This window comes from Gordonia sp. NPDC003429 (assembly GCF_053588575.1).
Genome location: NZ_JBSFQF010000005.1, coordinates 148,832 through 159,300, shown reverse-complemented (window position 1 = coordinate 159,300; position 10,469 = coordinate 148,832). Strand labels below are relative to the sequence as shown.

Below are 10,469 nucleotides of genomic sequence, written 5' to 3'. Positions count from 1 at the left end.
ACACGTTTGTGGGGCCGGTCCCGAGACCCGGCACTCGGGCCTCGTGCGTTGCGTGTACTCGCGATACCGCTATTGGTCGTGGCACTCGGCCTCACCGCCGGGTTCGCCACCGAGGCCGGCACCGCATCCGCGGCACCACCGCCGGGAACCACGCTGGTGCCAGGATCGCTCGAGGCCTGCGGTTCGAGCAATATGAAAGACATCGCCGCCTGTGCCACCGCCCGTTCCGGTGAATGGCTCGCACACATGAAGGAATCCGCCGCGGTCAAGCAGGTCGTGTGGATCAACAGCGTCGCCGTCGGCGTGTGGCGCAGCAGCAGCACCCGCGGGATCTGCGGGTTCTCCTCGATCGGGCTCGGTCTTCACCACTGTGACGGCACGACGTTCATCAACCCCCGCACCGACACGGAGCTGCTGCGCAACGATGTCACCGCCCTGGTCGCGTTGAGTCACGAAAGTGCCCACGGCCTGCAGGAAAAGGCCGGACTCGACCCGGTGTGGGTGACGGTGGTCAATTCACCCGACCTGTTCCGCTACGAACAGTCCGCCGACTGCTGGGCCGGGATGGCCATGCGCTGGTACATCGCGCGGCACATCGTGACGTGGCGCGATCTCGGCGTCGCCCGGGACCTGCTGCGGGCCTCGGGTGGCAACCGGGCCGATACGGGGCACGGCATCGGAGCACAACGCGTGGCCGCGTTCGATGCGGGCCTACGACGCGGCGCCACCGCCTGCAACACCATCATCGGACTGCCGGTGTTCCCCATATCGCGCTGAGGGCGCGAGTTCGGACCGAGGCAGTCACAACCCCGCGTGAGACAGGAATCGGCCGAACAATTCGTCGCAATCTGCCGCAGTTCGCGTGGCGCTGTGTTCGATCTCCGCGGCGAGTGCGGCGAAGTCGACGCCGTGGTCGGGCAATCCGGCCGTGGCGGCGCTGTATCCGTTGCGCCACGCGACGAAGCACTCCGGGGTGATCTCCGGGTGGAATTGGACACCAAGATGGGCACCAAGGATAAAAGCCTGCACATTGTGCGCCGTTGCGGCGATCACCTCAGCACCCGGCGGGGGTGTGATGGCGTCGTGATGGAACTCCAACCACGGGCCGGCGGCGATGAGATCTGGGCGAAGGGTACTCACCGTGGTGAATCCGTGTTCGGGAAAGTCGCTCGGTTTCACCGACCCGCCGAGCGCGCTGGCGAGTATCTGGGCACCAAAGCAGACGCCGAGAACAGGAATGTGGGCGTCATCGACACGCTGGAGAAGGCGCCGTTCCGCCGTGACCCAGTCCAGCGTCTCGTCGTACACGGAGTCTGGTGACCCGGTGACGCACACCAGATCAACACCATCAAGGCGCACGGCATCGGGGCCGTCAACGACAAGGTCGCCTACATTGCGTACGTCGACGAGGAACCCGCGTCGGCTCATCGCAGGTGCCAGCGACCCGAGAATGGCCCGCTCGTAACCGGGTAGCACCCCGTGTACCACGGCCAGCGCCCGCCGAACCGTGCGTCGACTCACACCAAGAAGGTGAGGTTGTGATGGCTGCGATGACCGTCGAGGAGACACGCGATCTTGCGTGCGATCTTCAGTTCGCCGTCTTCCCGGATGAACACATGACCCATCCACCCGGGAACGGTCTGCAAGTGGTGTCCGTCGCGCATCTCGTGGACCACGAACTGAGAGCGGATCTTCACCTCGTCGGCCATATCGGTCTCGACCCGGACAAAGCCCGTGTTGACGTGCGTGGTGTACGAGGGCGGTAGTTGCGAGTAGGCGACCCCGGTGCGCAACCACACGATCCGGTCACCCATCCGCCGTCGGTCATCGAAGGCGATGGTCACGTGCTTCTGCGGATCGCCGGCTTCGGGGTCGGGCATGTCACGTGCTGCTGGTATCCAGTACAGGCACTCTCGTGAATACAGCTGGTACCACTGTTCGAAGGCGCGCCGATCCAGCAACCAGCTCTCGTGCAGCACCAGTGCCTCGTACTCGTCGCGTTCGGCCTGCGTCAGCGGTGTGCCGATCGAGTCCCACTCCTCGAGATCGTGGCGCAGCATCGCGTAGTAGTCGTCGTCGATGTAACTCGACGTCAGACTGTCGGCGAGAATCGCGTTGAGCGCGTACCGCACAACGGGATCGTCGACATCACGATGAACCTCGAGTTCGGGAGCATTCACCGGGCAGCCAACTTCGTTTCGGAGGTCATCAGCTTCTTCCATTCACGCCAAAAGGATCGGATGGGCAGTTCGTCGGTCACCGGGCCGGTCAGATTGCCTTGAGCGTCATAGGTCTCCGTCCCGGTGTCGATGTGGCGGTTGGTCACCACCCACTCCATTTCCTCCACACCGAGCCCCACTTGGCATTCCTCGAAGTTGACCAGATCGTCCGGCTCTCCGAACGCCGGAAAGTCCTCCTGCAGACGCACTCTCAGGGAGTTGACCTCCGACGGTAAATCGGATGCGTCCAGACTGGTCGAGTACCAGACGATGTCGGTGTCGTCGACGGCCAGCGGTTCGATCACCTGGATCTGGTTGCCGATGATGAGCAGATTCGGAAAAATGTTGAGGTTCATACCGGAACCGACGACGACGTCGAGCGCCGCCTTGGCGGCCGCTTCATCGAGGCGGGCTCGAATGACCTGCTCATAGCTGTTCTGTCCGGGCATCGGGGCTGCCGAGTCCCAGTAACTGTCGATCTCTGCCCGCTGGTCGAGAAAGGTGTTGCCGTTGCCCAGATCTGTCACCGTCTGTAGCCCGGAGTCGACGTCGCCGAGCGCCCATTGCATGTCCACGCCCACCCCGTAGCGGTCCTTGCGCATGCGCAGCAGGGAGGCGTGCGAAAAGCCGGGATGGTAGCCGTCGGCGGAGTTGTCGTATACGAGCTTCCAGTTTCCCTTGCAGTTCAGGCGCGTCTGTCCATGGCGAACCACCAACTGCGCACCGGGCCATCGGTCGAGCCACTCGTCGATGTAGCGAGTGGCATCGCCGAGGTGTGCAGCGAGATCGTCGATTTCGTGGTTGAGGGTGCCGAAGATGAATCCCCGGTACGTCTGGATCCGCAGCCGACCCAATCCCATTTCGTCGCGGGCAAAACTGGGTCCGTATCCCTTGTGGATCGGCACCCCGGTGAGCTTGCCCGTGTTCGTGAATGTCCAGTTGTGATAAGGGCACATGAACCGTCGCGCATTACCCGAGTCGACACGGCACACCGTGGCGCCGCGGTGGGTGCACCGGTTGATCAGCCCGTGTATCTCGCCGGTCTTGTCGCGGGTCACGATGATCGGTCGGAGACCGAGTTTCTTGCGAACGAAATCGTTGGGATGGGGGACTTCACTCTCATGTGCGAGGAAGGTCCAGGTTCCGCCGTACACACGGGTCATCTCGGTGGCGAACACCGCAGGGTCGGTGTACAGACTGCGATGGACCCTGACATCGGTCACGAGTTCGTCGTAGGGATGTACCATTCCGGGTTCCCCGCTATCAGTACTTGGTGAAGTATTCACGGTGCTCCCACTCGGTGACGGTGTCGGGAGTCTTCTCCCATTCGGGTTCGGCGGCAAGGAATCTCCCGATCTCGGATGCCTTCATGCCCAGCACCCAGTCGATGAACACACTCCCGAAGGTGTCGCGGAAGAACTGGCTTCGCTTGAGTTCGTCGACGGCTTCCATCAACGTGACCGGCAATGCCGGCCGATCGGTCGCACTGTAGGGGTCGGCCTCCACCGGACCGGGATCGAGGTCACGGCGAATACCGTCGAGACCGGCCGCGATCTGGCACCCGATGTACAGATAGGGATTTGCGGTGGGCTCACCGACGCGGTTCTCGATGTGCGACGTGGGGTCACCCGGGCCGCCCTGTACGCGGCACATCGCCGCCCGGTTGTCGTGCCCCCAGGTCGCGCGGTCCGGCGCCAGCGAGTAGGGGCGGCGCCGCCGGTATCCATTGATGCTCGGGGTGGTGAAGACTGAAGCGGCGGAGGCGTGTTCGAGCAGTCCCGCCACAAAGCTTCGCCCGATGGGGGAGAGCAGTCCGTCGGAGTCCGGCTCTGCGGTGAAGAGGTTCTGTCCCTGGGCATCGGCCAGGCTCTGGTGCAGATGCCAGCCACTGGCACAGAACCCGGGTAGACCGGGCGCGGTCATGAACGTGGCATGCAGGCCCATCCGGGCACTGACCTGTTTGATCATCGACCGGAACAGAGTCATCGCGTCGGCCGCCTCCAGCGCGCCCATCACATCGAAGGTGAACTCGAGCTGACCCGGTCCGAGTTCGTCTTCCATGGTGCGCAGTGGCAGTCCGAGTTGCTCACAGTAATCGGCGACGGTGCCGAGGAAGCCGTCGATGGCGTCCATCTGCACCTCGGACTGATACGCGTAGCCCTTTCCGATCGTCTCGACTTCGGGGGGTGCGGGAGGCGACCCGAGAGCCCCACTGTCGACGGGTGCAAGTTTCGGGTCGATCACACGCGTCAGATAGAACTCGATCTCCAGTCCCGCAACGTATTCCATTCCTTCCGATCGAAGGTCGGCGACGACGTCCTTGAGTCTGTGGCGGGCGTCGAACGGTGCGGGCGTACCGTCGTTGAAGTACATGTCGCCGAGAATCCAGCCCGTGCCCGGTGACCACGGGAGTTCGCGAAAAGTGAGGGGATCGGGCACCAGGACGAGATCGGGGAAGCCTTCCATCTCCGCCATGTCGAGGCTTCCGCCCTTGGTGAACGGGTTGAAGGCGATGTTCTCGCCGGAGTCGAAATTGAACTGGGCGGAACTGAAATCGAGAGCGTTGCGCAGGGTGGACAAGAATGTTGTGGGCATCAACGTCTTGCTGCGGAGCTTTCCCTGGGGATCGGCAACGCTGACTCTGATCGTCTTGAACTGCTTGTCTTTGACTCTCTGCTCGATGACATCGGCGGCGGCCTGCTGTTCGTCCGACCACAGAGCGTGGCGAGCGATGAAAGCGCGGGGCGACGATTCGGACATGACACCTCCTGGGATGCAACCGTAGGGATGGACTGGGAGTGGCTGCGACAAAGGAGACGTTATGTTTGTTATGTATCAGACGGTCAACGTAACGCGTTAAACGTGTGTAACGAGGCCGTTCGCCTCTAGACTCTTGTCTCATGACCGCAGCGACTTCACCGAACGGCACCGTGGCACAACGTATCCGACAGGTGCGCGACACCCTGGCGCCCGGCGAGATTCGTGTTGTTGCGGCCCTCACCCGCGCATATCCGACCGCCGGTTTGGTGCCTATCGCGCAACTCGCGGCACAGGCCGAGGTCAGTGCACCAACTGCACTGCGGCTGGTGTCCAAGCTCGGCTTCAGTGGGTACGGGGCATTCCAGGAAGCACTGCGAGACGAGGTTCAGACCCGCTTGTTCTCGCCGGTGAACGCGTACCCCTCCGCGGAGCAGCACCCAGCGGCGTATACCGATGACGCCCATCACGCGGCGCTTGTCGACGCCGTAAACCGGTACGGAGACGGACTTCAGTCGACGGTCAACGGCATCTCATCGGATGATCTCCGGCAGGCCGTTTCGGCCCTGGCCGACCCAACCCGCACCGTGATGGCTGTCGGCGGACGATTCAGTTCTGTTCTCGCCACGCACTTCGCTCGATATCTGCACATGCTGCGGCGCGACGTCGTCGACGTGCCACCGAACTCGGGTGATCACATGGCCTCGCTGATCGACGTCGACGAAACCACGGTGGCATTGCTGTTCGATTACCGCCGGTATCAGCACACCACCATCGAATGGGGTGCAGCGGCAGCCGAACGAGGCGCGGAGCTGATCGTGGTGACCGACCAGTTCCTTTCGCCGTTGACCGCGCACGCGCGCGTCGTGTTCACCACGAGTCACGCTGGCCCGGGACCGTTCGATTCGATGGCTCATGGCTTCATGCTCGTCGAGTTGCTGATCTCGCTGATCGCCTCCGAGAGGGGCGAACCGGCGCGTGACCGCCTTGCCGGCTTCGAGGTTCTCCAACTGAGCGAGGAGAGCCATCAGCCACGCGGCCGCAAGAAGACGCGTCCGACGAGCTAAGCGCTGTAGTCGTAGAAGCCCTTGCCGGACTTCTTGCCCAGGTAGCCCGCCTCCACCATGCGCTGCAGCACGGGCGGCGGCGCGAAGTGCGGTTCGCGGAACTCCTGGTAGAGCGATTCGGACACGTCGAGCACCACGTCGAGGCCCACCTGGTCGCACAGGGTGAGGGGTCCCATCGGGTGGGCGCAGCCCTTCACCATGCCCGCATCGATGTCCTCCTTGGTGGCGTACCCGCTCTCGTACATGCGGATGGCACTCACCAGGTACGGGATCAGAAGTGCGTTGACCACGAATCCGCCGCGGTCGCCGGCCGCTATGGTGTGCTTGCCGAGATGGTCGCGCGCGTACGCGGTGACGGTCTCGATGGCCTGCGGCGAACTCGCCAGGCTCGAGATGATCTCCACCAGCGGCATCACCGGCACCGGATTGAAGAAGTGCACGCCCACCACGCGTGAGGGGTCGGCGACATCCTTGGCGATCCGGATGATCGGCAACGACGACGTGTTGGTCGCCAGGATCGCCTCGGGCGCGGTGACCTTGTCGAGTTCGGCGAAGAACCCGATCTTGAGCGATTCGATCTCCGGCAGTGCCTCGATCACCAGCTCACGGTCACCGAAATCGGCGATCGTGGTGGTGAGCCGAAGTCGCGCAAGCGCCTGCTGCGCGTCGTCGTCGGTGATCTTGGATTTCGCGACCGCACGGCCGAGTGACTTCTCGATCCGGGCGCGGGCGGCGTCGGCGGCCGCCTGATCGCGCTCGAGGACGAGGACGTCGTCGCCCGCGCGGATCGCCACCTCGGCGATCCCGGCGCCCATGGTGCCGCCGCCGACCACTCCGAGCTGTGTCATTGCAATCCTCCGCTGTTCGATTGATGGCTCGTGGTCAGCCTAGACGGTGCGCCGCCGCGCCTTGCGGCAGGGCACAGCCGACGAACCGGGCGGCCGCGTCAGCCGCCGAACCCGGCCACGTAGGCATCAATCCGATCGAGGTAGTCGCGGCGTTGCTCGTCGCTGATCCAGGACGCCACAAAAGAGTTGCGCGCGAGCGCAATCACCTGCTCGGTCGACAGCGAGGCGTGCTCGGCCAGTGCGGTCACGTTCCCGGCCAGATACGCGCCGAAATACGAGGGATCGTCGCTGTTGACGGTGACCGCGGCACCACGCCCCAGCAGGTAGGTGATCTCGTCGGACTTCATGTCGTCGGTGACGAAGCTGTTCGAGACCGGGCAACAGGTGAATCCGAGACCGCGTGCCAGTGCGTCGTCGACGAGCGCCGGGTCCTCCACGATGTTGGTGCCGTGGTCGATGCGTTCCACCTCGATCTCGTGAATCGCCTGCCTGATGTGCTCGATGCTGTTGGGTTGGTCGATGTCGCAGTGCATGGTGAGATGCAGTCCCGCGGCCCGGGCCCGTGCGAACACGGCGGCGAATTTCGACGGCGGATTGTTGCGCTCATCGGAGTCCAGGCCGACACCCAGCACCCAGCTGGTGAACTCGGTCGAGGCAAGCAGTGCATCCAGGGTGGCCTCGGCCGAATCGGGATCGCCGTCGGCAGGCAGATCACGCAGGAAGCACATGATCAGCCCGGCATCGATGCCGAGCCGGGCGGCGTCGACGGCGGCACGGTGATAACCGGTGATCACATCGGCGAAGGCGACCCCGCGTGAGGTGTGGGCCTGCGGATCGAAGAACATCTCGACGTGCACCGCGCCGTCGGCTGCGGCCCGTTCCAGGTAGGCCCAGGCCAGATCGTAGAAATCCTGCTCGGTCCGCAGCACCTCCATCGCCGGGTAGTAGATGGCCAGAAAGCTTGCCAACGAGTCGAATTCGTAGGTTGCGCGTACCTCGTCGACAGTGGTTTGTGCGAGCTCGACGCCGTTGCGTTGGGCCAGGGTGAGCTTCAGATCCGGTTCGAGGGTGCCCTCGAGGTGGACGTGGAGCTCGGCCTTGGGCAGTCCGGCGACGAAATCGGGGGTCGGGATGCGCGGAAGATCCATGCGCTCGAGCCTAAGGCGACTCTTGCCGCGACGCAGTCTCAGACCATGTTGTTACGGGTCAGCCAGCGCATCACCGGCCACCCGATGAAGACCGGCAGCCAGCAGGTCAGCACCCGGTAGAGCAGCACCCCGGGTACTGCGATCGCCGAGGGCACCCCGAATGCCGCCAGGCCTCCGATCAGCGCCGCCTCGACGGCGCCGACACCGCCTGGTGTGGGGGCCGCCGACGCCAGCGTGCCACCGATCATGGTCACCACGGTCACCGTGACGAAGGTGGCGGTGCCACCGAAGGCGTTCACACTGGCCCACAGCGCCAGGGCTGCGCCGAGAGTTGTTGCCGCACAACCGAGAACAATGATCGATAGTCTCTTTGGTTCACGGGACACCTCGACGAGGTCGGTGAGGATCTCGCTGAGTTTGGGACGTACCGCGGTCCGAAGCCAGTGCCGAAGGGTGGGGACGAACAGGAAGATCCCGATCACACCGAGCAGGATTCCGCCGATGAGATACAAGACGGTGGTGGACGGAACGAGGTGGGAGAGGTTGGTCGACGTGCCGGCGAGCGTGGTGAAGAAGACCAACAGCACCACGTGCACGATCACCTGCACCGCCTGTTGCAGTGCCACCGCGGTGGTGGCACGCACACCGCCGAGTCCGGCCTTCTGTAGAAAGCGTGTACTCAGGGCCAGCCCACCCACGCCCGCGGGGGTGGTGGTGGCGGCGAAGGTGTTGGCGAACTGCATGAGCGTGAGACTGCGGAAACTGACGATCTCGTTCGCGCACGCCCACAGTCCTGCCGCGGCCCCGACGTAGGTCAGCATCGACACGGCGAGTCCCACTGCGGCCCACCACCAGTTGGCGGTACGCAGTTCGCTGAAGAATGTCGGGACCGTGCTGATGAAGGGGTAGGCGACGTAGACCAGAGCCACCAGCAGCACCAATTGGATGACCTGGCTGCGCGAGAAGCGGGTGACCACCTCTCCCGGGATGGCGTCGGCTCCGGTCTGCGAGCGGATTTCGTCGCGTGCCGCCTTCATCACCGCCTCAGGTTCGCCGAGAGGCTCCCGAATCCTGCGCGGCAGAGCGGATTTGGTCAGCCGACGTGATGCGGACAGCACGCTGTCCTCGTCGAAGGCGTCGATGGCCGCGGCCACCGCGGTGTGTGCCCCGTAGAGGTCGGTCGTGGTGGCCAGCAACTGCGCGATGTCCGATTGCATCTGCACGTCGGTGGCCCCGAACTCCGCATAACCGAAGCCCCCGAAGCGGACGTGCCCGTCGTCCACGGTGATCTCGGTGACGCGCAGGTCGCCGTGTGTCATGCCGTGCTCGTGCAGCGTGGCCAGCGCCCGCCACACGCGCGGCGCGGGATCCGGGTCGGTGCATGTGTTCACGGTGCATCCGCGGGTCGGCGTGTGCGCGTACAGAGTCCAGCCGAGGTCGAGCTGGGCCACCGCCAGGGTGTCGGCATTGGACAGGTCCAGGCGCCGCACCGCCAACTCCATCAACCCGCGATGTTCGACAGCCCGCTGGACCGACAATTGCAGCGGGGCGGTCTCCTGGCTGCGCAACCGGATCTTGTTCCAGAACTGACGCAACGCACCCGCACTGCGTTGATTCGGTCCGTACAGCGAGATCATCACCGTCGACGGCGTTCCCATCGGGTCCGGGACGCCGGTTTCCGCCGACAGCATCAACGGCCCGGCCCCCGCCGGACGCAGCACGGTGAGCCCGGTGACCACGACACCACGACGTGCCAGCGCCCGGACCATCTGCTCGAGCGGCACAGCCAGCGCCGGGGTACCCACCACCCACACCACCAGTGCACCGACGAACCATCCCGTCGCCAATCCCAACAATGCGCGCGCGGGGACCACCGCGCTCACGAACAAATGAATGGGAACGAACGCCAGCAACAACGCCCACCACCAGCGCCGCCACCGCGCCGGAAGCCACGGCCCCGACACGGTGAGCACCGCGGCGAGCATCCCGATCCATCGCGGATCGTCGAGGAACTGCGACAACACCGAGTCCAGTCGTTCGCCCCGATCGAAATGCCACTGCGGCGCGGCGATTCCGTTCTCGGTCACCGAGAGTGCGAGAAAGCTGATCGACGCGGCCGCGAAGTATGCCCACAACATGCGCCACTGTCGGGCCGCCACCAGACCGACGAGGACGACGAACGGCAGCGCGAACAGGGCGATGCCGTAGGCGAGATACACCAGATCCGCTTGCCGCGGGGTGAGCACGCCGACGATGTCGGAGATCGACTTCTCCAGACCCACCCAGTCGGCGCGCGTGATCAGCGAACCCACGATCACGATGGCGAGGAAGAGCCCGGCCAGAGTCAACCGGAGGATGTCGCTGGTGCGCCGGGTCAGCGGTTGCAGCAGACTGCCCGAAACGGCAATCTCGCGACCGTCGATCTCCACC

The 10,469-nt window shown here is 64.5% G+C and carries 9 protein-coding genes; 2 read left to right on the top strand and 7 right to left on the bottom strand.

The features are described from left to right. Positions 1-78 precede the first annotated feature (78 nt). Entirely contained in the window at positions 79-777 is a 699-nt protein-coding gene (locus ACWDSI_RS08665) for a hypothetical protein (RefSeq protein ID WP_449756302.1), read from the top strand. 24 nt (positions 778-801) lie between these two features. Here the strand turns inward: ACWDSI_RS08665 and ACWDSI_RS08660 are convergent, their stop codons facing one another. From ACWDSI_RS08660 to ACWDSI_RS08645, 4 genes are read right to left on the bottom strand one after another with little or no spacing between them, the layout of a single operon-like run. Then, positions 802-1,521, bottom strand: coding sequence for a type 1 glutamine amidotransferase (locus tag ACWDSI_RS08660; RefSeq protein WP_449756301.1), 720 nt, complete (start codon positions 1,519-1,521; stop codon positions 802-804). Then, positions 1,518-2,180: an aromatic-ring-hydroxylating dioxygenase subunit beta gene (locus tag ACWDSI_RS08655; RefSeq protein ID WP_449756300.1), complete on the bottom strand. Its 663-nt coding sequence runs from the start codon at positions 2,178-2,180 to the stop codon at positions 1,518-1,520. The genes ACWDSI_RS08660 and ACWDSI_RS08655 overlap by 4 nt, the downstream gene beginning before the upstream one ends. Then, positions 2,177-3,466 carry an aromatic ring-hydroxylating oxygenase subunit alpha gene (locus ACWDSI_RS08650; protein ID WP_449756299.1) on the bottom strand — a complete coding sequence of 430 codons (1,290 nt, stop codon included), beginning with the start codon at positions 3,464-3,466 and terminating at the stop codon, positions 2,177-2,179. The genes ACWDSI_RS08655 and ACWDSI_RS08650 overlap by 4 nt, the downstream gene beginning before the upstream one ends. A 16-nt stretch (positions 3,467-3,482) precedes the next feature. Next, positions 3,483-4,979: a glutamine synthetase family protein gene (locus tag ACWDSI_RS08645; protein WP_449756298.1), complete on the bottom strand. Its 1,497-nt coding sequence runs from the start codon at positions 4,977-4,979 to the stop codon at positions 3,483-3,485. 140 nt (positions 4,980-5,119) lie between these two features. On the opposite strand from ACWDSI_RS08645, the gene ACWDSI_RS08640 reads away from it, so the two are divergent. Next, positions 5,120-6,043 (top strand): MurR/RpiR family transcriptional regulator, encoded by a 924-nt coding sequence (locus tag ACWDSI_RS08640; RefSeq protein ID WP_449756297.1) that lies wholly within the window; start codon positions 5,120-5,122, stop codon positions 6,041-6,043. On the opposite strand, the gene ACWDSI_RS08635 is transcribed toward ACWDSI_RS08640, so the two are convergent. The 3 genes from ACWDSI_RS08635 to ACWDSI_RS08625 form a co-directional block, all read right to left on the bottom strand. Beyond that, positions 6,040-6,891, bottom strand: coding sequence for a 3-hydroxybutyryl-CoA dehydrogenase (locus tag ACWDSI_RS08635; RefSeq protein ID WP_449756296.1), 852 nt, complete (start codon positions 6,889-6,891; stop codon positions 6,040-6,042). The genes ACWDSI_RS08640 and ACWDSI_RS08635 overlap by 4 nt on opposite strands. 98 nt (positions 6,892-6,989) lie before the next feature. Further along, entirely contained in the window at positions 6,990-8,039 is a 1,050-nt protein-coding gene (gene add / locus ACWDSI_RS08630; protein ID WP_449756295.1) for an adenosine deaminase, read from the bottom strand. A 38-nt stretch (positions 8,040-8,077) separates the two neighbouring features. Beyond that, a complete protein-coding gene (locus ACWDSI_RS08625; protein WP_449756294.1) occupies positions 8,078-10,468 on the bottom strand; it encodes a lysylphosphatidylglycerol synthase domain-containing protein in 2,391 nt (796 codons plus the stop codon). Between the last annotated feature and the right edge of the window lies 1 nt (position 10,469).

Excerpts from the sequence above, each read along its gene's own strand:
- ACWDSI_RS08650 (WP_449756299.1), bottom strand. The coding sequence starts at position 3,466 with ATGGTACATCCCTACGACGAACTCGTGACCGATGTCAGGGTCCATCGC.
- ACWDSI_RS08645 (WP_449756298.1), bottom strand. The coding sequence starts at position 4,979 with ATGTCCGAATCGTCGCCCCGCGCTTTCATCGCTCGCCACGCTCTGTGG.
- ACWDSI_RS08640 (WP_449756297.1), top strand. The coding sequence starts at position 5,120 with ATGACCGCAGCGACTTCACCGAACGGCACCGTGGCACAACGTATCCGA.
- ACWDSI_RS08635 (WP_449756296.1), bottom strand. The coding sequence starts at position 6,891 with ATGACACAGCTCGGAGTGGTCGGCGGCGGCACCATGGGCGCCGGGATC.
- add (WP_449756295.1), bottom strand. The coding sequence starts at position 8,039 with ATGGATCTTCCGCGCATCCCGACCCCCGATTTCGTCGCCGGACTGCCC.